General features: G+C 46.8%; 23 protein-coding genes, 1 tRNA gene, 1 pseudogene and 1 other annotated feature. Of the genes and pseudogenes, 24 read left to right on the top strand and 1 reads right to left on the bottom strand.

From position 1 onward, the window contains the following. Positions 1-148 precede the first annotated feature (148 nt). From spoIIGA to ACWA2B_RS17875, 12 genes are all read left to right on the top strand, one after another. Positions 149-1,135 (top strand): sigma-E processing peptidase SpoIIGA, encoded by a 987-nt coding sequence (gene spoIIGA, locus ACWA2B_RS17930; RefSeq protein WP_029517748.1) that lies wholly within the window; start codon positions 149-151, stop codon positions 1,133-1,135. 105 nt (positions 1,136-1,240) lie between these two features. Then, positions 1,241-1,981, top strand: coding sequence for an RNA polymerase sporulation sigma factor SigE (gene sigE, locus ACWA2B_RS17925; protein WP_176715674.1), 741 nt, complete (start codon positions 1,241-1,243; stop codon positions 1,979-1,981). A gap of 96 nt (positions 1,982-2,077) precedes the next feature. After that, entirely contained in the window at positions 2,078-2,860 is a 783-nt protein-coding gene (gene sigG, locus ACWA2B_RS17920; RefSeq protein WP_007431182.1) for an RNA polymerase sporulation sigma factor SigG, read from the top strand. Between the two features lie 112 nt (positions 2,861-2,972). After that, a complete protein-coding gene (locus tag ACWA2B_RS17915) occupies positions 2,973-3,317 on the top strand; it encodes a YlmC/YmxH family sporulation protein (RefSeq protein WP_176715675.1) in 345 nt (114 codons plus the stop codon). 81 nt (positions 3,318-3,398) lie between these two features. Continuing rightward, on the top strand, positions 3,399-4,283 hold the full coding sequence (gene pgeF / locus ACWA2B_RS17910; RefSeq protein WP_069010285.1) for a peptidoglycan editing factor PgeF: 885 nt from the start codon (positions 3,399-3,401) through the stop codon (positions 4,281-4,283). An 8-nt stretch (positions 4,284-4,291) separates the two neighbouring features. Continuing rightward, complete coding sequence (locus tag ACWA2B_RS17905) at positions 4,292-4,993, top strand: YggS family pyridoxal phosphate-dependent enzyme (protein WP_029517744.1); 702 nt, start codon at positions 4,292-4,294, stop codon at positions 4,991-4,993. Then, entirely contained in the window at positions 4,984-5,436 is a 453-nt protein-coding gene (locus tag ACWA2B_RS17900) for a cell division protein SepF (protein WP_069010286.1), read from the top strand. Before ACWA2B_RS17905 ends, ACWA2B_RS17900 begins: the two co-directional genes overlap by 10 nt. Before the next feature lie 7 nt (positions 5,437-5,443). Continuing rightward, positions 5,444-5,701 (top strand): YggT family protein, encoded by a 258-nt coding sequence (locus ACWA2B_RS17895; RefSeq protein ID WP_029517743.1) that lies wholly within the window; start codon positions 5,444-5,446, stop codon positions 5,699-5,701. Positions 5,702-5,709: 8 nt separating this feature from the next. Further along, the gene (locus tag ACWA2B_RS17890; protein ID WP_340956075.1) at positions 5,710-6,492 is read left to right on the top strand and encodes a YlmH family RNA-binding protein; all 783 of its coding nucleotides are present in this window, start codon (positions 5,710-5,712) and stop codon (positions 6,490-6,492) included. 172 nt (positions 6,493-6,664) lie between these two features. Beyond that, entirely contained in the window at positions 6,665-7,174 is a 510-nt protein-coding gene (locus ACWA2B_RS17885; RefSeq protein WP_023989434.1) for a DivIVA domain-containing protein, read from the top strand. 167 nt (positions 7,175-7,341) lie between these two features. Further along, positions 7,342-7,623: a binding site (T-box leader), on the top strand. 79 nt (positions 7,624-7,702) lie between these two features. Next, positions 7,703-10,792: an isoleucine--tRNA ligase gene (gene ileS, locus ACWA2B_RS17880; protein WP_165149107.1), complete on the top strand. Its 3,090-nt coding sequence runs from the start codon at positions 7,703-7,705 to the stop codon at positions 10,790-10,792. Positions 10,793-10,977: 185 nt separating this feature from the next. Further along, positions 10,978-11,325 (top strand): DUF5665 domain-containing protein, encoded by a 348-nt coding sequence (locus ACWA2B_RS17875; protein WP_029517740.1) that lies wholly within the window; start codon positions 10,978-10,980, stop codon positions 11,323-11,325. Positions 11,326-11,347: 22 nt separating this feature from the next. Here ACWA2B_RS17875 and ACWA2B_RS17870 read toward each other — a convergent pair whose 3' ends face one another. Further along, positions 11,348-12,082 carry a TraR/DksA C4-type zinc finger protein gene (locus ACWA2B_RS17870; RefSeq protein WP_069010288.1) on the bottom strand — a complete coding sequence of 245 codons (735 nt, stop codon included), beginning with the start codon at positions 12,080-12,082 and terminating at the stop codon, positions 11,348-11,350. Between the two features lie 235 nt (positions 12,083-12,317). Here ACWA2B_RS17870 and lspA point away from each other — a divergent pair, with 235 nt between their 5' ends. The 12 genes and pseudogenes from lspA to ACWA2B_RS17810 all read left to right on the top strand — a co-directional run bounded on the left by lspA (position 12,318) and on the right by ACWA2B_RS17810 (position 24,336). Continuing rightward, positions 12,318-12,809: a signal peptidase II gene (gene lspA, locus ACWA2B_RS17865; RefSeq protein WP_023989430.1), complete on the top strand. Its 492-nt coding sequence runs from the start codon at positions 12,318-12,320 to the stop codon at positions 12,807-12,809. Position 12,810: 1 nt separating this feature from the next. Beyond that, positions 12,811-13,782 (top strand): RluA family pseudouridine synthase, encoded by a 972-nt coding sequence (locus ACWA2B_RS17860; protein WP_165149110.1) that lies wholly within the window; start codon positions 12,811-12,813, stop codon positions 13,780-13,782. Positions 13,783-14,286: 504 nt separating this feature from the next. Continuing rightward, on the top strand, positions 14,287-14,853 hold the full coding sequence (gene pyrR, locus ACWA2B_RS17855) for a bifunctional pyr operon transcriptional regulator/uracil phosphoribosyltransferase PyrR (protein WP_029517736.1): 567 nt from the start codon (positions 14,287-14,289) through the stop codon (positions 14,851-14,853). Beyond that, positions 14,850-15,764, top strand: a complete 915-nt coding sequence (locus ACWA2B_RS17850) for an aspartate carbamoyltransferase catalytic subunit (RefSeq protein WP_023989427.1) — start codon at positions 14,850-14,852, stop codon at positions 15,762-15,764. Before pyrR ends, ACWA2B_RS17850 begins: the two co-directional genes overlap by 4 nt. 59 nt (positions 15,765-15,823) lie before the next feature. After that, positions 15,824-17,145: pseudogene (locus ACWA2B_RS17845) on the top strand (dihydroorotase). 61 nt (positions 17,146-17,206) lie between these two features. Next, the gene (carA, locus tag ACWA2B_RS17840; RefSeq protein WP_029517734.1) at positions 17,207-18,343 is read left to right on the top strand and encodes a glutamine-hydrolyzing carbamoyl-phosphate synthase small subunit; all 1,137 of its coding nucleotides are present in this window, start codon (positions 17,207-17,209) and stop codon (positions 18,341-18,343) included. Between the two features lies 1 nt (position 18,344). Continuing rightward, on the top strand, positions 18,345-21,560 hold the full coding sequence (gene carB / locus ACWA2B_RS17835; protein ID WP_340932641.1) for a carbamoyl-phosphate synthase large subunit: 3,216 nt from the start codon (positions 18,345-18,347) through the stop codon (positions 21,558-21,560). A gap of 67 nt (positions 21,561-21,627) precedes the next feature. Then, positions 21,628-22,422, top strand: a complete 795-nt coding sequence (pyrF, locus tag ACWA2B_RS17830; RefSeq protein ID WP_080658631.1) for an orotidine-5'-phosphate decarboxylase — start codon at positions 21,628-21,630, stop codon at positions 22,420-22,422. Next, on the top strand, positions 22,419-23,060 hold the full coding sequence (gene pyrE / locus ACWA2B_RS17825; protein ID WP_013311063.1) for an orotate phosphoribosyltransferase: 642 nt from the start codon (positions 22,419-22,421) through the stop codon (positions 23,058-23,060). The genes pyrF and pyrE overlap by 4 nt, the downstream gene beginning before the upstream one ends. A gap of 147 nt (positions 23,061-23,207) precedes the next feature. Beyond that, positions 23,208-23,372: a hypothetical protein gene (locus tag ACWA2B_RS17820; protein WP_014282411.1), complete on the top strand. Its 165-nt coding sequence runs from the start codon at positions 23,208-23,210 to the stop codon at positions 23,370-23,372. Between the two features lie 124 nt (positions 23,373-23,496). Continuing rightward, positions 23,497-23,570 (top strand) — tRNA-Ile (locus ACWA2B_RS17815). Between the two features lie 226 nt (positions 23,571-23,796). Continuing rightward, positions 23,797-24,336, top strand: coding sequence for a GNAT family N-acetyltransferase (locus ACWA2B_RS17810; protein WP_449292478.1), 540 nt, complete (start codon positions 23,797-23,799; stop codon positions 24,334-24,336). The last annotated feature ends 171 nt before the right edge of the window (positions 24,337-24,507 follow it).

Here is a 24,507-nt window from a genome sequence, read left to right as displayed (position 1 = left end):
CTTCTTTCTGTTTTACGTATCCTGCAGTTCAGGTGCTTCTCCTCTTTCCGACAAAATTAGTCGGTCACCGTCCCCACCGTTAGACAGACTTTGAACAGCATGACTACTATACTTAAGCCTATCCTGCAAACGCTGGGCGGGTGAAGCCTTGGTTGTTTATATCGACTTGATTTTTTTGGCCAATTTGTTCATTGATGCTGTGCTGCTGATGGTCACCGCTTGGATGAGAAAAATCCGTCCGGTGTGGTGGAGGTTGATGGCTTCAGCTGGAATCGGCGCAATGTACGTGGTCATGATGTTTGTGCCGGAACTGTCCTTTTTATTTACGTTCCTGATCAAACTGGCATTATCGGTCATAATGCTGCTGGTGGCTTTTGGATTTGGCAGCATGCAAAAGTATCTTCGTACAATGGGTGCCTTTTACATGATCAATTTTGTAGCTGCAGGTGGCATTTTGGGGATGCATTATTTTCTCCAAAATACGGGGGAATTGTTTAATGGCATCTGGTACACCGCTTCAGGAGGAATGTCTTTTGAACTGAAAATTGCATTCTGGTTTATTTTATGCGCATTTGGCGGAGTGATGCTTTTCTTTCGAATTGTGCAGTCCTCAAAGCAGCGCACAGAAAGGATGAGTGGGTTTCTGGGACAAGTGCAGGTGTGGATTGGGCAGGATCATATTGAGTGTACAGGCTTGTTGGATACAGGTAACCAGCTCCATGATCCTTTGACCCGAACCCCGGTGATGGTCATGGAGGCAGCATTGTGGGAGTCGTATTTGCCCGCTTCCTGGCTCCAAAAATGTTCTGAGGGTAATGCTGACCAACTGGTGATGGAACTGGGAGACGAATCGTTTAGCTGGCAGGATCGTGTTCGTCTCGTCCCCTATCGTGGAATTAACCGCAGTCATTCCTTTATGCTTGCCCTTAAACCAGACCGGGTAGAGGTGGTGATGAATGGGGTTCATTTTGTACATCATCGAGTGTTGATTGGCTTGGACGGGGGAACATTGTCGGCAGAGGGGAAGTATCGCGCCATCATCCACCCGGATGTGACGGCACAAGAAGGGGGCAGTGCTGATACCAACCAGAAACGAGATGCACATTTGAGTGAACATTTTACAGAATCAGGATGATGGAGCATAACACAAAATGATGTTTGAAGGCGACAAGAAATATCCAATGGTGAAATGCACGGAGCACAGCAGGAATTGCACTATTTTCAAAAGGGGGAGAATGATATGCGAGAACAGATGAAATTGAAGATGAAAATTAGGCTAGCGTTGCAACTGCAATATTATCGTATTTTATTTTTACTTGGGCTGAAAAGTGAAGAAATTTATTATATTGGCGGCAGCGAGGCGCTCCCCCCACCGCTGACGAGAGACGAAGAAGAATATTTGCTGGGAAAACTTTCTTCTGGAGATGCGGCAGTACGGTCGATGCTAATCGAAAGAAATTTGCGGTTAGTCGTATATATTGCCCGCAAATTTGAGAATACGGGCATCAACATTGAAGATCTCGTATCCATCGGTGCTATTGGACTAATCAAAGCGGTTAACACTTTTGATCCGGAGAAGAAAATCAAACTTGCCACCTATGCGTCCCGATGCATTGAGAATGAGATTTTGATGTATTTGCGTCGCAATAGTAAAACAAGAACGGAAGTTTCTTTTGATGAGCCTCTGAATATTGATTGGGACGGTAACGAGTTGTTGCTTTCCGATGTGATGGGGACGGAAAATGATACCATTTACCGTAATATTGAAGAGCAGGTAGACCGTAAATTATTGCATAAAGCACTGGATAAGTTGACGGATCGAGAGCGTTTGATTATGGAGCTGCGCTTCGGCTTACAAGACGGAGAAGAGAAGACACAGAAGGATGTTGCTGACCTGTTGGGTATCTCGCAATCGTATATTTCGCGTCTGGAAAAACGAATAATAAAGCGCTTACGAAAAGAATTTAATAAAATGGTATAATGCATGGGTATATCCGGAAGCGATGGAAACGGCGAATAAAAAAATGCCCTCAGGAGATAATGTACATTAATGTTGCTCCTTGGGAGGTAAGACACGATGACCCGAAACAAAGTGGAAATTTGCGGTGTGGATACCGCCAAACTGCCGGTATTAACCAATGCAGAAATGCGCGAGTTGTTCACATCACTTCAGCAAAATAATGAACGATCAGCCAGAGAAAAATTGGTCAACGGCAATCTCCGACTCGTCCTGAGTGTGATTCAACGATTTAACAATCGGGGAGAGTTTGTGGACGATTTGTTTCAGGTAGGATGTATCGGCCTAATGAAGGCGATTGATAATTTTGACCTTTCGCAAAACGTAAAGTTCTCCACTTACGCGGTGCCGATGATTATCGGAGAGATCCGCCGTTATTTGCGGGATAACAATCCGATCCGTGTATCCCGTTCGTTACGGGATATTGCATATAAGGCGCTTCAAGTGCGGGACAGTCTGACGAATCTGAACTCGCGGGAACCAACGATTTTTGAAATTTCAGAGGCACTGAATGTGCCTAAAGAAGATGTTGTGTTCGCGTTGGATGCAATTCAGGATCCGGTTTCGCTGTTCGAGCCGATATATCACGACGGGGGCGACCCAATCTATGTGATGGATCAGATCAGTGATGACAGAAATAAAGACGTCTCATGGATTGAGGAAATCGCTCTGCGGGAAGCGATGCATCGCCTGGGCCAGCGTGAAAAGATGATATTGTCTATGCGTTTTTATGAAGGAAAGACGCAAATGGAGGTTGCCGACGAAATCGGTATCTCTCAAGCCCAGGTTTCAAGATTAGAGAAGTCGGCTATTCAGCAAATGCAAAAACATGTAAAGTCCTAATGAAATGAATGCTTGAATGATTCAGCGATAAAAACGATCCTATCCGGATCGTTTTTGCGTTTACAGGACATTTTTTGGGCTCTTTCGCTCATATAGTGAATTAAAGGATGTGATGCGTGTGAGTGCACCGGAAACGTCAGTAAGAGCCATGAAAATTTCCGAGTTTCAAACCAAGGATGTCATTAACATTGTAGATGGGCGACGTCTGGGACAAATCAGTGATCTGGAGATTGACGTACGACAAGGGAAAATTGAAGCTATTGTGGTTCCGGGCAGCAGTCGATTCATGGGCTGGTTTGGAGGGGGAAGCGAATTGGTTATTCCGTGGCGCAACATTGTGAAAATTGGTTCGGATGTTGTGCTTGTTCGATTGGAGGGATTGCATGATCCACCGGATGAAAGGGAGGAAAAGCCGTATATCGAACGTCAGGAGCGGAATGACCGACGGGTCTTTTGAACAAGAGGGACTCGTAATTTAGTATGTTGTGAAGACACAGCGGCGGCTTTTTGGTACACTGGGCAGTAGAGGTGAGAATGAATGGAACCATTTGTAATGAATACCGAGGCTACGGGGGCTATGCCAATGCAAGATGGCGGACGTCCCGTACCGGAGTTGTTATATATTCAATCCTGGGAACGACAGGTTCAGGGATTAACAGCGGGTTTTACAGGTCGTCATGGAGGTGTCAGTGAGGTTCCCTACGCTAGTCTGAACTGTGCGTTTCATGTAGGGGATGACCCCGAGAAAGTCATTCGTAACCGGCGGCTCATTGCAGAGCAACTTGGTTTTGCTGCTGAAGCATGGACGTGCGGTGAGCAGGTTCATGGTCATCATGTTGCTGTGGTCAAGGCTACTGACCGCGGGCGGGGCTTTATAGATCGTGCATCCGCTTTTCAGGACACAGATGGACTGTTGACGAATGTACCTGGCATTTTGCTGACGTCTTTTTATGCAGACTGTGTACCCTTATATTTTTGTGATCCAGTGCGCCGTGTGATTGGGTTGGCGCATGCAGGCTGGAAGGGAACCGTTGCGGAAATCGCATTGAAAATGGTACAGACCATGCAAAACGAATATGGATCTCAGCCGTCTGATATACTAGCAGCTATTGGTCCTTCCATTGGTTCTGAATCCTATGAGGTGGATGAGCACGTGATGAACCAAATTCGGGTTTTGGAGCATGATTGCCCGGGTAATGATAAATGGGAAGGTTCTGTTTACTTCCCCTTAGCCGACGGTAAAACACTACTTGACTTGAAACAATGCAATCGACACATTATGATGAAAGCAGGAATATTGCCGAGCCATATCGAATGTACAACCTTATGCACGAGTAGCCGTAGCGATTTGTTTTTTTCATATCGCAAAGAAGGCGGCGTCACAGGAAGAATGGCGAGTTGGATTGGTCTGGAAGAGAGGTGAGTCCTCCCGTGTCTTTGGAGGAACGAATTAAAGAAGTGAATGCCCGTGTAGAAGCGGCATGTGCCCGAAGCGGACGTTCGCGTGATGAAGTAAATGTGATCGCTGTCACGAAATATGTTTCGGCGGCGACAATGACATCGGTATTGGATAGCGACTTAGAGCATGTGGGCGAAAATCGCTGGCAGGATGCTGCGGATAAATGGAGTAAGCTGGGTGACCGGGGAACGTGGCATTTTATTGGTCATCTCCAAACGAATAAGGTTAAAGATGTAATTGGAAAATTTAAATTTATACATTCGCTTGACCGCTTATCACTCGCTCAGGAATTGGATAAGAAGGCAGCTGCTCTGGGACTGCGAGTTAAAGCTTTTGTGCAAGTCAATATTTCTGGGGAAATGTCCAAATATGGCTTGTCCTCTGAGGCGGTTGTCCCCTTTTTGGAACAAATTCGCGAGCTGGAACATGTGGACGTGATTGGCTTGATGACGATGGCTCCTCATGAGGAAGACCCGGAAAAAACTCGGCCTGTGTTTCGGGGATTGCGTGAATTACGGGATAGGTTAAATGGACAAGCCTTGACCAGGGAACCCATCGTTCACTTGTCTATGGGGATGTCCAATGATTTTGAAGTGGCGGTTGAAGAAGGAGCGACCTGGCTGCGGCTTGGTTCCGTACTGGTCGGACGAGAGGAGGATTTCCATTGGGCGTAATGAATAAGTTCATGAACTTTCTGGGGCTTCAGGAAGAAGAGGAAGTTATAGAGCGAGAGGTTATGAATACGCAGGAAGATCAAGAAATTGAAACCCCAAGCTTTGATAAACGTAAGAACCAGAAGGGCACTAATGTTGTCAGCATCCATTCACAGAAAAATGTGAAAGTTGTCCTGTATGAGCCGCGTTCTTATGATGAAGCACAGGAAATTGCCGACCATATCCGTTCCCATCGCACCGTCGTAGTCAATTTGCAACGAATTCGCAAGGATCAGGCGCTACGCATTATTGATTTTTTGAGTGGTACTGTGTATGCACTGGGTGGTGGTATTTCCAAAGTCGGGAACAATATTTTTCTGTGTACACCAGATACGGTTGAGATTCAAGGCTCTATTACGGAAATACTGGCTGACACTGAACAAGAACTTAACAGAATGAGGTGAACTTTTCTTGATCGAGGTAATTTACTGGCTATTTCAGATTTATTCGTACATGATCATTGCATATGTTCTGCTGTCATGGCTTCCTAATGCTAGAGAGAGTGTGATTGGTGATTTACTTGCCAAGTTTGTGGAGCCGTATTTGTCTCCTTTTCGCAGGTTTATACCGCCAATCTTCGGGATGATTGATATTTCTCCCATCGTTGCGCTGATTGCTCTGCGTTTTGCGTCGTACGGTTTGATTTCTTTAATTGGTAAGCTCGTCTAGGAGGAGTTATGCGAACTGAGATTTATGAGCATTTTCACCCGGATGAACGGGATTATGTGGATCGTGCTTCCGAATGGATCAGTCATGCGGGGGCTTATCATGAGCAGAAGCTGACTGATTTTTTGGACCCGCGCCAACAGTACATATTGGAGACACTTGCTTCGAAGGAAGACAAGGTCACGATTAGGGTAGATGGCGGATACATGGCTTCGGAACGAAAGCGGGCGCTGATTGCGCCCGATTATTCGTATTTGGACGGTGAGGAGATGGGGATTCAGGTCCTTTCCATCACATCTGACGATCTTAAAATAGGTACCCTTGAGCACGGTGATTATCTAGGTGCCCTACTGGGACTTGGAATCAAACGTGGGAAAATTGGAGATATTCATGTACTGGATGATGGGTGTCATGTATTGGTAGCTTCAGAGATCGGTGATTTTATGACGATGCATTTGCAGCAGGTACACCGTGTTCATGTATGGACAGAACTATTGCCTGTAGCGAGTCTGCGAACGAAGGAAGTTGCATTAGAGACGCTAGACCTGACGGTCGCTTCTTTGCGTCTGGACGGTATTGCTAGCGATGTGTACAAGCTAAGCCGCAGTAAAATATTAACACCGATTCGGGCGGGACGGTGCAGGGTAAATTGGAAGGTGGAGGAGAATCCATCCACTCCACTTAAAGCTGGAGACGTTATTTCCATGCAGGGTTTTGGGCGTTTCAAAGTGCTTGAAACAGACGGGATGACAAAAAAGGGAAGATTCCGTGTCAAAATTGGTAAGTTTGTATAGCTGTAGGCAGGAATCACGAGCTTTCTGTCGAAAGAATTAAGCTATAGCGAAGAACTGGAACGATTTTGCTCTGTACAGTATTCACAAAACGGGGTATGATGACCGATAGATGATAGTGAGCGTCGTGACGCGGAAAATGTATTTTTTGTCAATCTTATAGGAGGTGGACGGCATGCCATTAACGCCATTGGATATACATAACAAGGAATTTGCCCGCCGGCTTCGCGGTTATGATGAGGATCAGGTTAATGAATTTTTGGATCAGGTGATCAAAGATTACGAGGGCGTTATTCGTGAAAATAAAGAACTGAGCACCGAGTTGTTGAACGTACAGGAGAAGCTCGATCATTTCGCGACCATTGAGGATACGCTGAGTAAGACGATTATCGTAGCGCAGGAAGCCGCAGATGAAGTTCGTAACAACGCCAAGAAAGAATCCCAATTGATCGTGAAGGAAGCGGAAAAAAATGCGGACCGTATTGTGAACGAAGCATTGTCCAAATCCCGCAAGATCGCGTTGGAGGTTGAAGAGCTGAAGAAGCAGGCATCGATTTACCGAGCACGGTTTCGTACACTGGTGGAAGCACAGCTTGACTTGTTAAGCCAAGACGGCTGGGAAGCTCTTGAAAACCGGGAACGCGAAGTACTGGAACGCGAGCGTGAGATGAAAGAAATTTACTAATTTCATTTCTGACAAGCTTTTATTAGACGTTGTTAGGGTTGACTTTTCACTTTAAACAGGCTATAACTGTAAATACTATACTGAATTCAATGATTATCCGTCCGTCGGCTGATGGTTGTTATTCAAGGTAACGATGTTGCTGTTTAATATTCGATGAATTTAACATGTTTAATTCGTTGATGGGAACGAGTACGTCATGATTTGTCCCTCAGAGAGTTGGCCTTCCGGTGCAAGCCAACGTTCAGAACATGACCGAAGATCCTCCCGGAGAAGTGAGCTGAAGCGCTTAAGATGTATGGCGTGTGTAAGCAATCACCGTTTGCCATGCGTTATAATGGCGCCCTGCTGTAGTTGAGTGGGGCTCAGAGAGCCGTGATGAGACTGTATTTTTAGAATGGTCTATTTTTACGGAATCAGGGTGGTAACGCGAGCACAGTCTCGTCCCTTTACAGGGATGGGGCTTTTTTTGTTGCTTTTTTTAGGAAATGCTAGGGAAATCAATGATGAGCAGAGAGGGAGTATGACAGTATGAACAGAGTGGATGTTAAAGAAAAAGCACGGTCCCGTGACCTGCGCATCCTGAGCAAATGGAAGCAGGAGGACACATTCCGTAAATCCATCACAAATCGTGAAGGAAAGCCAAATTTTGTGTTCTATGAGGGCCCACCAACAGCTAACGGTAAACCGCATATCGGTCACGTGCTGGGCCGTGTAATTAAGGATTTTGTGGGCCGATATCAGACAATGAAGGGATACCGCGTCGTACGTAAGGCAGGCTGGGACACGCATGGCTTGCCGGTAGAATTAGGTGTACAGAAGCAACTGGGGATCTCCCATAAACCTGAAATTGAAGAATACGGCGTTGAAAAGTTTATAAAAAAATGTAAGGCGAGCGTGTTTGAATACGAGCAACAATGGCGTGATCTAACCGAAGCGATCGGATACTGGACAGACCTCGATAACCCGTACATTACATTGGATAATAACTATATCGAGAGCGTATGGAACATTTTGGCGACCATTCATGAAAAAGATCTGCTGTATCGTGGTCATCGTGTGAGTCCGTATTGTCCGGATTGTCAGACAACGCTAAGTTCTCATGAAGTAGCGCAGGGCTACAAAGATGTAAAGGATCTGAGTGCCACGGCCAAATTCAAGCTGCATAGCAGTGGTGAATATGTACTGGCTTGGACGACAACACCTTGGACCTTGCCGAGTCACGTGGCGCTCGCCGTCAACCCTGAACTGGAATATGCACGTGTGAAGCAGGAAGACGGTGTATACATCGTTGCTAAAAATCTGGTTGAAGACGTCATTAAAGGCGAGCATGAAGTGATTGGCACGCTATCTGGTTCAGAACTGGTTGGCCAAACCTATACCCCGCCATTTACGTATTTTCAGGTTGAGAAGGGTAATCAGATTCTGGGTGCGAAGTTCGTAACAGATTCCAGCGGTACAGGTATCGTTCATATGGCTCCAGCGCATGGTGAGGATGATTACCGGGTATGTCGTGAAAATGGTGTTGAGTTCATTAACGTGGTGGATCTTCAAGGTAACTATGTAGAGGAAATCACTGATTTTGCAGGTCGTTTTGTGAAAGACTGTGATGTAGATATTGTAAAAATGCTGTCCGAAAAAGGCCTGCTGTACAGCAAGGAAAAATACGAGCATAGCTATCCGTTCTGCTGGCGTTGCGATACTCCATTATTGTACTATGCTATGGACAGTTGGTTTATCAAAACAACTGCGATCAAGGATCAACTGATTGCCAACAACAGCGAAGTCGAATGGTATCCGGGTCATGTACGTGAAGGACGTTTTGGCAAGTTTTTGGAGGAACTGGTGGATTGGAACATCAGTCGTGATCGCTATTGGGGTACACCGCTAAACATCTGGGTTTGTGAGGAAACTGGAGAACAGTTTGCTCCGCATAGTATTGCTGAATTGAGGGAACGTGCGATTGGCGACGTACCAGCGGACATCGAGCTGCACAAACCATATGTAGATGATATTAAGGTTCGTAGCCAATGCGGTAAATACGAAATGACTCGTACACCGGAAGTGATCGACGTATGGTTTGATAGCGGCTCCATGCCGTTTGCACAGCATCATTATCCTTTTGAAAATAATGAAACGTTCGAGCAACAATTTCCGGCAGATATGATCTGTGAAGGGATTGATCAGACTCGTGGCTGGTTCTATAGCTTGCTTGCGGTTTCGACTATGCTGACTGGCAAAGCTCCTTATAAAGCTGTCATGGCAACAGGCCATGTACTGGATGAGCAGGGGCAGAAAATGTCCAAATCCAAGGGTAATGTTATTGACCCGTGGGAAGTGATTGACGAGTATGGTACAGATGCTTTCCGCTGGGCATTGTTGTCCGATAGTGCACCATGGAATAGCAAACGTTTTTCCAAAGGAATCGTAGGTGAGGCTAAATCGAAGCTGGTAGATACGCTTGTGAATACACATGCTTTTCTGACCTTATATGCGGATATCGACGGATTTGATCCGGCACAGCACCCGTTCAAACCATCGGCTCATAAGTTGGATCGCTGGATTTTGTCCCGTCTGAACAGCCTGATTTTGGTAGTGGACAAAGCGCTGGCTGTAAATGACTTCCTGAACTCATCCAAAGCAATTGAGTCGTTTGTGGATGAGCTGAGCAACTGGTATATCCGTCGTTCACGCGACCGATTCTGGGGCAATGGTCTTACAGAAGATAAGCTGGATGCATACCGTACACTGACTGAAGTGCTGTTAACGACTGCCAAACTGCTTGCGCCGTTTACACCACTGCTTGCAGAGGATATTTACCTCAACCTGAGCAACGGGGAAAGTGTTCATCTGGATGATTATCCGACTGCCAATGAATCCTTGATCGATCTGGAATTGGAACGAGATATGGAAACGGCACGTCGTGTCGTTGAATTGGCGCGTAACGTCCGCAACGAAACGGGTTTGAAAACGCGTCAACCGTTGTCCGAGTTGATTCTATCCATGGATCAAGATTTTGAACTGAGTGGCTATGAGGAGATCATCAAAGATGAGATTAACGTGAAGCATATTCATGTTGAGACGGACGATAGCGGCTTTGTAGATTTTACACTGAAACTGAATTTGAAAGTAGCAGGCAAGAAATACGGCAAAAATGTCGGTTTCCTACAAAACTTTTTCAAAGGAATGTCTGCTGAGGATACCCGTACTGTTGTAGAACAGGGAATGTTAAATGTCGCTTCTCCAGAAGGTGAAGAGCTGCAAGTTACAGCTGAAGAATTGCTGGTAGAGAAAAAAGCGAAAGAAGGCTTCGCTTCTGCTTCCGGTTATGGCTTAACGGTAGCGTTGAACACGGACATTACACCGGAGCTGGAGCAAGAGGGCTGGGTACGTGAAGTGGTTCGTGCGGTACAGGATTACCGTAAAAAACTGGATCTGCCGATTGAAAAGTATGTGGCATTGACGTTGGATGTAGATAACGAGCTGCGCCAGGCCATCGCAAGCTTCGACACTGTGTTGCGTGAGAACGTATTGGTTACGACTGTGACATTTGGTCAAGCCGAACCGGCAGAACATGTGGAAGTGAACGGTAAAACCATCGGCGTTCATATTGGGGAATAATTACAAGCCCCCTGTCCCATAATACAATAACAGGCAGCATATAAAAACGAGCCTAAGCATCGGAAACGGGTTTTCTCCGTTACGTGCTTCGGCTCGTTTGCTGCGTTCAGGGCAGCCATGGGAAAAGGGGGATTGTGCACATGACGGCACGATCAAGGCGTAGACAGAAGAGGAGTCTCCGAGGGATGAACGGAGAAGGAGCTGCCATAGCCACAGATAAAAGCAAAATAGGTAATCAGACAGAGCGATTAAGTCGTGTTGAAAAGCTGATACGTGCTGTGTCAGAGCAGATGGAACGGACACGTATTGCAGATTACGCTTTGCTGTTGAATAAGCCTTGGCGATTGCTCTGGCTAAATCTAATATCAGGCGTTTCCCGGGGAATCGGCATTGCGCTAGGTTTTACTTTTTTTGCCGCTACCATTATTTATGTGCTGCAAGTGCTCGGAGCGTTGAATTTGCCGATTATCGGTGATTATATCGCTGATATTGTACGGATCGTACAACGACAATTGGAGCTTACTACCTATTAGGAAGCGATTTCCACCTTGAAGTTCACGATTCGTCTTCGTGCGTATCCGGCTCCAGTAGACCTTCGCCCTCGCCATCTTCGATATAACGCTGATAAATGGAACTGCGAATAACGGATACATTTTGTCCATAAATGTCAGTAGCAACAAAGCTTTCGTATGGTTCTACGAAGCCCATATTATCATCGCCTGCTTCAATTTCCATATCATCATAACTGTGGATTTCTCCGCTTTCGGCCATGGCTGGGGTGTTAGAGGTACCCCAATTTTCGACGATCTGCCAGGCATCTTCACCGTCAAAGCCGTTTTGATCATCACGCTCATCCAGACTCGTTCTGCCGAACGAGGGAGCGAGAAATTCTTCCTCCACTGGGCGGCGGTTAGACACTTCTGTTTCGGGACTGTACTCTTTGCAGTAAATGGTATAGGGAACAGCCAGTAGCCGTTCATAGGGAATAGGTTTACCGCTGGCGGCGCAAATGCCGTAGGTCCCCTTGTCCATTGCCATCAAGGCTGATTTGATACGTTCCAATTGAAACTCATCATGCTCCAATAAGGAAATATCTTTGGCTCGCTCGTAGGTTTCGGTAGCCAGATCGCCTGGATGGTTATCAATGGGAGAAAGCTCACCGGTTTGATCGCGCTGTGAATCACCGAGTCCGTAATGGTCGTTGTTTTGCAAGCGATGCTCAATTTCCTTTTTGCGTTCCAGCAGTTCGTTACGCAGACCCTGCAATTGTTGCTCCGTCAATGGGGACATGGAATCCTCTCCTTGTTCTAGGTTTCATGCGCATGCGTTGTGTCGAGTATGCTCCTTGTAGTTTGCACCGGGAAGACCTCTTTTACATAGGAAATTCTAATCAAATGCGAAGGAGTTCATTTTATGGATGGTCTGTGCTTGATAGCTTGCGGGTTTCGTGGACGATCTGAGAACGCTTATGCTACAATAAATGGGTTCAACAACGGATATAAGCGGATCGGAGTGACGAAGGACTGTGATTTATTTTGGTATTGCGCTAATAATTTTTTTGATTGATCAGGGAGTCAAATATTTGGTGGCTACACGAATGGAATTGTACGAACAAATACCAGTCATCGGCAATTTCTTTTTAATCACCTCCCATCGTAATCGTGGAGCTGCTTTTGGGATTTTGGAAGGTCAACGTTGGCTTTTTATCGTGATTACAATTGTAGTGGTGATTGGTATCGTCTGGTATCTGCGAAAAACAGTTAAGGCTGGACAAAAGCTACTTCCTGTTGCGCTAAGTTTAGTGCTGGGGGGAGCAGTCGGTAACTTTCTGGATCGGGCTATTTCAGGGGAAGTGGTTGATTTTGCACAATTTAATTTTGGAAGCTATACGTTCCCCATTTTTAATGTGGCAGATTCGGCAATTGTCATCGGTGTAGCATTGATTATTTTGGATACATTGCTGGAATCGCGTCGGGAAAAGGGAAATGGCAATGATAGCATCGAAGGGAAGTCATAGCATGAGCGAAGTGAATGAAAATGGCGAAGCCGCAGGTCTGTCTTATGAGGACGAACTGGAGGGTGAATCTCTGGAATGGACAGCGGCTTCCGGGGATGCCAAAACGCGTATTGACAAATATATCGCCGAAGAAATGAAGGAAGTGTCTCGTTCTCAGATACAGCTGTGGATCGGAAATGGTCGTGTGCTGGTGAACGGTACGACAATTAAGGCGAACTACAAGCTGGCTGAAGGAGACCGGATTGTATTATCAGTACCGGAAGCAGAAACTGTAGATATTGTTCCAGAGAATATTCCGTTGGATGTCGTTTACGAGGACTCGGACGTTATTGTTATTAACAAGCAACGTGGTCTGGTCGTGCATCCTGCACCGGGACACTCTTCGGGAACATTAGTTAACGCACTGATGTACCATTGTCACGATCTTTCGGGCATTAACGGGGAATTACGTCCTGGTATTGTTCACCGTATTGATAAGGATACATCAGGACTGCTAATGGCGGCTAAAAATGATCAGGCTCACGCATCACTTGCAGCACAGCTTAAGGATCATAGTGTGACTCGGAAATATATAGCCTTAGTTCACGGTCATTTGAGCCACGATCAGGGAACGGTAGATGCTCCGATTGGCCGCGATTCGGGTGATCGCAAATTGTTTACAGTGACGGAACGTAACAGCAAGCATGCCGTCACCCATTTTCTCGTCATTGAACGATTGGGGGATTATACCCTCCTTGAACTTCAATTGGAAACAGGACGAACACATCAAATTCGTGTTCACATGAAATTTATTGGACACCCATTGGTTGGTGACCCTATGTATGGGCGCAGCAAAGGGGTTCGTATGGATGGTCAGGCGCTGCATGCGGCGGTACTGGGCTTTAAGCACCCATCCACTGGAGAATACATGGAATTCAGCAGACCGATTCCTCCTGATATGGAGGATGTGTTAGCATCCTTGCGTAGTCGTTAAAACAATGGTGATTTGCATTCCTATTCACAAACCTGAATAAATTATTAAGTTAAACCGCCTAAATGGCGGTTTTTTTATTGTGAGACAAGGCATGGGTAAAAACAACTATGGATAATTATACAATTACATTGTATAATTATTAAAGTGCTTCCGGTGGTTCCGGTTGAACGGGTGTTGACACACGATTTTCAATCTGTCATACTTCTTGTAGTTGCGATGAACTTTGTCCAAGAGATGGCTAACCATCTCACACTATGAGAAGCAGGACAAAGGAAATCCTGAATAGCACCTTTAAATCAGTCCCGTGAGGCTGGCAAGGTAACGTGAATGGATCACTGATCAGTGCATCCGCTGCGGCGGTATGTCTTCAGTGTGTCCGAGAGATCGGAGAACAGTAGAAGACTGTTCACACGAGACTCCTTGCCAAACTTGGGCAAGGAGTCTTTTTTGTATCCGAACACGGGACCAGGTCTGAAGGGAACATCACCTGAGGAGGCTGGAAGCATGAGTAATGAAACACATGTACTGATGGATGAAATTGCGATTCGTCGGGCATTGACACGGATTGCACATGAAATTTTGGAGAAAAACAAAGGTATTGACGATTGTGTGCTAGTAGGTATTCGAACACGCGGAGTTCATCTGGCGCAACGCCTGGCTGAAAAAATTGCTGAGATTGAAGGCGCACCAATTCCATGGGGAGAGCTGGACGTCACAGCCTACCGGGATGACCGGAACAGCGTAGCCGAAGCTAAAGGAAATGGAAAAGAGCTTTTGATGAATCCTGCTGACGTATCGGTTCATGATAAGAAAGTCATTCTCTTTGACGATGTGCTGTACACAGGCCGCACCATCCGCGCGGCGATGGATGCATTGATGCACTGCGGACGACCGCAAATGATTCAGCTGGCAGTACTAGCGGATCGCGGACACCGTGAGCTTCCGATTCGTCCGGATTACATCGGCAAGAACATCCCGACCTCCAAATCTGAGGAAATCGTAGTAGCCCTTCAAGAGACGGACGGTAAGGACGAAGTGACAATCATTCAGAACCGGGGGGAACAGCTATGATCACCACAGCCAGTCAACTTAAAGAACGTAGCCTACTCGGGTTAAAGGAACTCAGCCGAAATGAAATCGAGTCCATTCTGGATCGCGCTCATTATTGGGAATCTCAACCAGAAAAACTGGTTCCAGTACTGCAATCACGCTTTGCGGCCAACATGTTTTTTGAAAACAGCACTCGTACCCGCTTTTCTTTTGAAATGGCAGAGAAGCGGCTGGGCGCTCAGGTTTTGAACTTTTCCGCTGCGGCTTCCAGTGTGGAAAAAGGGGAGTCCATTTACGATACAGTACGTACGCTCGAATCCATGGGCATTGATGCAGGAGTCATCCGGTTAAAGCCAGCCGGAGTGCTGCAAGAGCTCGCTGAGAAGGTCAGTGTCCCACTGGTTAATGCGGGGGACGGCAACAATGAGCATCCAACGCAGGCTCTGCTGGACCTGTACACCATGCGCAAAACTTTCGGTGAGCTTAAAGGCTTGAGAGTGTCCATCATAGGAGATATTCTGCACAGCCGTGTCGCTCGCTCGAATCTGTGGGCCTTGCAAAAATTCGGAGCCAAGGTAAGCTTCTGCGCTCCTGATAATATGCAAGCACCTGATCTTGCGGCCTACGCGCCTTATGTTCCGATGCAAGAGGCACTACAAGCGGACGTGGTCATGATGCTTCGGGTACAGCTGGAACGGCATGCCGAAGGGATGTTGCGCTCAGCGGATGAATACCGAGAGCAGTACGGTTTGACAGAGAAAAGAGCAGCGAACCTGAAGCCCGGAACGATTATCATGCATCCAGCTCCAGTGAATCGGAATGTGGAAATTGATAGTGCAGTTGTGGAAAGCGAACAATCGCGAATTTTTCCTCAAATGGCAAACGGGGTTCCGATCCGCATGGCGGTTATGGAACGGGCAATGAAGCTGTAGAAGCTGTCAGTAGGATCGTAGGGAAAAGTTGCAAAAAACTGAGCGGAGGAATATTTCAGATGAAACAATTAATTATGAATGCAAGCGTATTGAACGAGCAGGGCGAGGCTGAATTGAAATCCATCCTAATCGCCGACGGAAAGATTTTGGCTATCGCAAGTGCGGATGCTGGAATCAGCCTACTTATGGAAGAAGGCGCATCTGGGCAGGAGCGCGAAGTCGAGAAAGTTGACGCCCAGGGGAAGCTGGTCATCCCCGGTTTAATCGACATGCATGTGCATCTGAGAGAACCCGGCTTTGAATATAAAGAAACGATTGAAACGGGTACCGCGCGGCGGTTAAAGGCGGATTTACGACGATTGCCTGCATGCCAAATACACGTCCAGTGACGGACAATGTGGACACAGTTCAGCTGGTATTGAAAAAGGGACAGGAAGCGGGGCTAGCCAAGGTTCTTCCTTACGCAGCCATCACGAAAAACGAACTGGGTCGTGAGCTGACAGATTTTGAAGCGCTCAAAGCAGCAGGTGCCATCGGCTTTACTGACGATGGTGTCGGGGTGCAAAGCGCGCAAATGATGAAGGACGCCATGACGCGGGCCAAAGCACTGGATATGCCGGTTATTGCACACTGTGAGGATAACACACTTGTTGAAGGAGCAGCAGTGACGGACGGCGAATTTGCCAAGCGCCACGGGCTTAAAGGCATTCCGAACGAATCTGAAGCGATTCACGTCGGACGGGACATTTTACTATCCGAGGCAACCGGGGCACACTATCATGTATGCCATGTCAGCACGGAGCAGTCAGTGCGGTTAATCCGCCATGCGAAATCTTTTGGCATCAAGGTAACGGCTGAGGTATGCCCGCACCACTTGGTATTGTCAGATGAGGATATCCCTGGGCTGGATGCGAACTGGAAAATGAATCCTCCGCTACGCTCCCCGCGTGATGTGCAGGCATGCATCGAGGGACTGGAAGACGGTACGATTGACATCGTCGTAACCGACCATGCAGCGCACAGTGAGGAAGAGAAGGCAAGGGGGATGGAGCTGGCGCCATTCGGGATCGTTGGATTTGAGACGGCCTTCCCGCTGTTGTACACGAAATTCGTAGCTACCGGACAGTGGACGCTGGACTTTCTGGTGCGTCGTATGACTGCTGATCCAGCGCGTGTCTTCCGCCTTGATACGGGACGCCTGGAAGAAGGGGCTCCAGCTGACCTGACCATGATTGATCTGGAGCAGGAGCAGGCAGTTGATCCGCAAACGTTTGCCAGCAAAGGACGCAACACTCCTTTTACAGGCTGGAAGCTCAAAGGCTGGCCTGTGAAAACTTGGGTAGATGGCAAACTGGTATGGTCTGCTGACGAAGCAAAATAAATAGAAACCACTAAAAAAATAGAACCTTATAGCAGGAAACAATATAGAGGAGTGAGACGGGATGCAGGCAAGATTGTTACTTCAGGACGGCACGCTGTTTACAGGCACATCATTTGGTGCGGAAGGTGATAAAACAGGCGAGGTCGTTTTCAACACAGGGATTACAGGCTATCAAGAGGTGCTTACTGATCCCTCTTACTGCGGACAAATCGTAACGATGACTTACCCGCTGATTGGCAACTATGGAATTACTCGTGATGACTTTGAATCGGTACGGCCTTATGTCCATGGCTTTGCTGTTAGACATTACGAGCCAGCGCCAAGTAACTGGCGTGCTCAATACAGCGTGGGCGATTTGCTGAAGGAATATGGCATCATTGGCATTAGCGACATCGACACCCGCATGCTTACCCGGATTATTCGCCATCACGGCACGATGAAGGGCATTTTGACGACTGGTTCCCAGCCGCTGGAAGAACTGAAAGAAATGATGTCTGACTTGACCATTGAAGAACTGCGCAATCAGGTTCCTATGACTTCTACACCTCATCCGTACAGCAGTCCTGGCAACGGAGAGCGGATCGTATTGATTGACTACGGTGCAAAAAGCGGCATTTTGCGCGAACTGAATAAACGGGACTGCGATGTAGTTGTCGTTCCACATGATACGACAGCTGAGGAAATTCGTCGCTTGGATCCGGACGGTATTCAGCTGTCTAACGGCCCTGGAGATCCAAAAGACGTACCCCATGCCGTTAGTACGGTAGCAGAACTGTTAGGGGAATATCCGATTTTCGGAATTTGCTTGGGACACCAGTTGTTCGCTTTAGCTTCGGGAGCGGATACGGAAAAGCTGAAATTCGGACATCGCGGTGGTAACCATCCGGTGAAAGAACTGGAGAGCGGACGCTGCTTTATCACATCACAAAATCACGGCTACACGGTGAATGAGGATTCGATCCAAGGTACTGAGCTTGAAGTGACGCATATTAATAACAACGATAAAACGATTGAAGGTCTTAAACATACCAAGTATCCCGCGTTTTCGGTGCAATATCATCCAGAGGCTGCACCAGGACCTTACGATAATGGTTACCTGTTTGACCGCTTTCTGGACATGATCCGTGAGCACAAAAGAAATTATCCAAAGCAACCGCGTCAGGCTGCTATCGCCGCCGCAGTGAGAGGAGAGCGCTAATATGCCGAAAAATACAGAACTTAAAAAAATACTCGTGATCGGTTCCGGTCCTATCGTCATTGGTCAGGCAGCAGAATTTGATTATGCTGGTACACAAGCTTGTCAAGCGCTCAAAGAAGAAGGCGTCGAGGTAGTACTGATCAACAGTAATCCGGCAACCATCATGACAGACACCAACATGGCAGACAAAGTATACATCGAGCCGATTACACTTGATTTTGTAACACAGATTATCCGTCAAGAGCGTCCAGATGGTCTGCTTCCTACGCTGGGAGGACAGACAGGTCTGAATATGGCAGTGGAACTGGCTCGCGCCGGAGTGCTGGAGCGTGAAAACGTCAAGTTGCTGGGAACTCAACTGAATTCGATAGAAAAAGCCGAAGATCGTGATCTGTTCCGTGATTTGATGCGCGAGTTGGAACAACCTGTACCAGAGAGTGTCATTGTAACAACCTTGGAAGAATCTTTAGAATTTGCTAACGAAATCGGTTATCCAATTATCGTTCGCCCGGCTTATACGCTAGGGGGAACAGGCGGTGGTATCTGCTCCACAGAAGAAGAACTGCGTGAAACCGTCAGCTCTGGCTTGAGATACAGTCCAATCGGACAATGTTTGGTGGAAAAAAGTATTGCAGGCATGAAGGAAGTCGAGTATGAGGTCATGCGTGATGGCAATGATAACTGCATCGTTGTCTGTAATATGGAGAACTTTGATCCAGTCGGCGTGCATACTGGCGACAGTATCGTCGTAGCTCCGAGTCAGACGCTGTCAGATCGCGAATACCAGATGCTGCGCTCTGCTTCTCTGAAAATTATCCGCGCCCTCAATATCGAAGGCGGTTGTAATGTACAGTTTGCGCTTGATCCGCACAGCTATCAATACTATGTCATTGAAGTAAACCCGCGCGTAAGCCGCTCCTCGGCGCTCGCTTCCAAGGCAACCGGATATCCGATTGCTAAAATGGCTGCCAAAATTGCACTGGGTTACACGTTGGATGAAATTGTGAATCCGGTAACGGGACAGACGTATGCTTGCTTTGAGCCAACATTGGATTACATCGTAAGCAAAATACCACGCTGGCCATTTGACAAATTCATTTCTGCCAACCGCAAGCTGGGCACGCAAATGAAAGCAACGGGTGAAGTCATGGCCATCGGACGCACATTCGAAGAGTCCATCCAGAAAGCGGTACGGTCTTTGGAAATCGGTGTACACCGTCTGCATCTTAAGGGAGCCGATCAGCTGTCTGATGACGTGCTCAAGGATCGTCTGATTAAAGCAGATGATGAGCGGTTGTTCTTGGTAGCTGAGGCGTTCCGTCGCGGCTGGCAGCAGCAGGAGATTCAAGATTTGACAAAAATTGACTGGTGGTTCCTCGATAAGGTAGAGGGAATCATCAAGTTCGAAGCCATTATCGCTGGAGAATCTGAGCTGACCTACGAAACACTCTATCAGGCCAAACGTAAAGGCTTTACCGACCGCTCTATCGCCGAGATTCGCAGTATGGGCCAAAACGACAGTATGACAACCGAGCGTGAGGTACGTGAATTCCGTCTAGCTCAAAACCTGCGTCCGGTCTACAAAATGGTAGATACGTGCGCAGCCGAGTTTGAAGCCACAACTCCGTACTACTACTCCTCTTACGAGGTGGAAAATGAAGTGATTCCATCTAGCAAAGAGAAAGTTATCGTACTCGGTTCCGGACCGATTCGGATCGGGCAAGGGATTGAATTTGATTACTCCACCGTACATGCGGTATGGGCTATTCAAAAAGCGGGCTACGAAGCAGTGATTATCAATAACAACCCGGAGACGGTATCTACGGACTTTAACACATCCGACCGCCTCTACTTTGAACCGCTCTTCTTCGAAGATGTAATGAATGTTATCGAGCAGGAAAAACCGATTGGGGTTATCGTCCAGTTCGGGGGTCAAACGGCCATTAATCTCGCAGCTCCACTGAGTGCGGCAGGCGTGAATATTTTGGGTACGAGTCTGGAAAGTATCGATGAAGCGGAAGACCGGAAGAAGTTTGAGCAACTTTTGTCTCGTCTGGCTATCGCACAGCCTAAAGGCAACACGGTCACATCAGTTGATGAAGCAGTAGGAACCGCACAGGCGCTGGGCTATCCGGTTCTGGTACGTCCATCCTACGTTCTGGGCGGACGCGCTATGGAAATCGTGTACTCAGATACGGAATTGCTGCGGTACATGGAAGAAGCGGTTAAAATCAATCCAGAGCACCCGGTGCTCATCGACCGTTATATGTTGGGTAAAGAAGTTGAGGTTGACGCCATCTGCGACGGCGAGACAGTATTGGTACCAGGCATTATGGAGCATGTAGAACGGGCCGGGGTTCACTCAGGTGATTCTATCGCGGTGTATCCACCACAGCACTTGTCTGCCGAGTTGAAACAAAAAATTGTGGAAATTACAATCAGCATCGCTAAGGAATTGAAAACGATCGGTCTGGTAAATATCCAGTTTGTTATTCATCAAGACGAGGTGTACGTGATCGAGGTTAATCCTCGCTCCTCGCGGACAGTTCCTTTCTTGAGTAAAGTAACAAATATCCCAATGGCGAATCTGGCTACACAGGCTATTTTGGGCGGTAAGCTTAAAGATGCAGGTTATTCAGAAGGTCTATGGCCTGAAAGTAATTATGTCTCGGTTAAGGTTCCGGTATTCTCCTTTGCCAAACTGCGTCGTGTAGAGCCGACGCTGGGCCCGGAAATGAAATCGACAGGTGAAGTTATGGGACGCGATATTCAGTATGCCAAAGCACTGTACAAAGGACTTGTGGGAGCTGGTATGAAAATTCCATCCACTGGGGCGATCATCATTACAGTGGCAGATAAGGACAAAGAAGAAGCTGTCGAGTTGATGCAGGGCTTTTACAGACTGGGCTATAAAATTATTGCAACAGGTGGAACGGCGGCTGCTATGAAGCAGGCCAATATTCCAGTGAACACGATCAACAAACTGAGCGAAGGTAATCCGAACATCCTGGATATGATTCGCACGGGTGAAGCCAACTTTGTCTTCAATACGTTGACCAAAGGCAAAACGCCAGAGCGTGATGGATTCCGTATCCGCCGCGAAGCAGTTGAGAATGGCATTGTCTGCATGACCTCACTGGATACAGTACGCGCTTTGCTAAGAATGCTGGAAACGATCAATTTCACATCCGAATCCATGCCGGTCCTGAGCAAATAATGCGTTACGAATAGATGTGAGGAAATAAGTAGCACAGGGAAGGACATTCATCAGCTTCGGCTGACGGATGTCCTTTATCACGGGCAAATGTACCCGAATTGACGTAAAAAGGGGATGGAGAACGGTGAATGGAGCATTTCAGCAGATGGCAGGACGGCTGATGGTTGCGTTAGATTATCCCAATGCACAACAGGCTGAGCAGTTAATTCGGCAGCTAGAAGGGATTCCTTGTTATATAAAAGTAGGTATGCAACTGTTTTATAGTGCAGGGCCAGCTTTTGTAGAACAACTAAAGTCCAGAGGATACTCCGTATTTCTGGATTTGAAAATGCATGATATCCCTAACACGGTGCGGGGAGGGGCAGAGAGCATTACCCGCTTAGGTGTAGATATGTTCAACGTACATGCTGCTGGGGGCGTTAATATGATGTCAGCCGCTAAAGCTGGTGCAGAAGCAGCTATTTCCGCAGACAGCTCGCTTTCCATGCCGCTCATTATTGCAGTCACACAGCTGACCAGCACGGATCAGACGACCATGAATAAGGAATTAGGTATTCCTGGTACGGTACAGGATGCAGTGGTTCGTTACGCACAACTGACCCGTGAGGCGGGACTGGATGGTGTGGTAGCTTCACCTTTGGAAGTACCTGCCATTCGTGCTGTATGTGGATCAGACTTTAAGACGATAACTCCTGGCATACGCCCGGCAGGTAGTGCTACAGGCGATCAGTCGCGTGTGCTTACACCTGGCCAAGCCATTGCCCAAGGCAGCAGCTACATTGTCGTTGGACGTCCTATCACCGCAGCAGCAGACCCACGCGCCGCAGCGGAACACATTATTGAGGAGATGATACAAGTATGACCACATTCAATAGTATACCTGAGCAAATTGCATCCCATCTGTTACGTATTCAGGCGGTGGCATTGCGCCCACAACAGCCTTTTACATGGACATCCGGCATTAAATCGCCAATCTACTGTGACAATCGCCTGACCATGTCCTACCCGGAGGTGCGCGAGCTGATCGCAGACTCATTTGCTGCTCTTATTCGTGAGCAATACCCCGAAACTGAAGTCATTGCAGGGACAGCTACAGCAGGGATTCCTCATGCAGCCTGGGTGGCGCAAAAGCTAAATCTGCCAATGGCCTATGTAAGGGACAAAGCCAAAGGACATGGGAAAGAAAACCAAATCGAAGGCCGTATTAGTGCAGGTCAGAAGGTTATGGTTATCGAGGATCTTATTTCTACAGGAGGCAGCTCCATTAAAGCAGCACAGGCCGTAGCACAAGCAGGCGCTCAGCCATTAGCGGTACTGGCCATTTTCAGCTACCAGCTAGACAAAGCGACTCAAGCCTTTGAAGAAGCGGGTGTGGAGCTGCAAAGCTTGTCCAATTATACAGCCCTGATGAACGTTGCCTTGCGTGAAGGAACCATTCAGGAAGAAGAGATGGAACTGCTGCGTTCCTGGCGCCAGGACCCCGCTTCCTTTGGTAAATAAGATGAGCTATAGAGGCCAATAGGTCTAATGATTAGAGCGATTCGTACTCTTTGCTAACCATTGTAGATTGTTATGGCCCAGGCCGTGTAAATCGAATTCGATCCGGTTACACTAACTCCTACCATCATGTGAAAAGAGGGAGCTCGGATGTATTGGATTTACTATGGCAGACTGTACACGACTAAATTTCAGGCAGGATGTCTGGCAAAAAGGTTGGAGCACGACGGCTGGATGTATGGCTACAATGATCCCCGCGCAGTGGAGGTGTACCGCTCGCGCAAAGGTCGTTATGGTGTCCGGTTTATTCCGTAAGTCCACAAAAATAATTTTTAAAAAGAAAATTTTCGAAAGACTATTGACGAAACACAAGAAAATGTTGTATATTAATTAACGTTGCTGTTATGAATGTGTGACGTGAGTATACATATTTTTTTGAGGGCCCTTAGCTCAGTTGGTTAGAGCGGTCGGCTCATAACCGATTGGTCGGGGGTTCGAGTCCCTCAGGGCCCATTTCCTCAAAAACCCTTGCTTAGCAAGGGTTTTTTTGTTGTTTATAGAGGGAAAAGGAAATTTTGAACTGCCCACGGATTCATTGAGACAGACCTTGTTTCGGATAAGGCTCGTACTCCACCGCTGGTCGGATCATCGAGGATGCTTTTTTATGATGTTAAATTGAATTTGCCAAAGCCTCTTTATTAAGCTAGTGCTAATGCGGGTTCAAGGATGGAGTGGTATTTTGAAAATAGATCAAGTTTTTGAACATGACATAAGTGAAGAGTTAGCAGCCAGTATACAAACATTATTAATCGACAGTTTTTCAGAAATCTACCCTAAGGATAGAATTTATTTCAAGCAACTTCCTCATTTTAGACTTCTAGCTTTTAACCATGAATATCAACTTATAGGTCATGTTGGATTAGATTATAGGATAATGAATCTAAACGGAGAATCCATAAGAGTACTGGGTTTAATTGATTTGTGTGTTTCAAAAAATGTTCGATCACAGGGAATAGCTTCAGCGCTGCTTTTAGAAATTGAAAAATTATCCGTTACAGGAAATATTGATTTTATACTTTTATGTGCAGATAATATGAACTTGTATTTAAGAAATGGATATAAGCCTGTAAAGAACAAAATTAAATGGTTAAAAATTGATAATGAAAAAATGATTACAAATGGAATAGGCTTTGAGGAAATTGATGGAATAATGATTAAAAAAGTAGGAAAGATCGATTGGAGCGAGGGGGACTTGGATTTTTTTAGGTATCTCTATTGATCTCACGAAAGTTTAGAAAAGAGGACGTTCGAGCAGTTTTGAGGATCATTTAAATAAAACTTCTCAAGAGGCCGTTAAATAGAGTTCAATGAAAATTAATATAGAGTTCTACTGATAAAATAGCAGTATGAGTTCTACTCGCCCCATAAAGAAGCACTGTCCCAATAAACG

The sequence above is a fragment of the Paenibacillus sp. CMM36 genome, assembly GCF_053570945.1.
The sequence above is the reverse complement of the archived record's forward strand: the minus strand, read 5'-3'. Positions and strand labels throughout refer to the sequence as shown.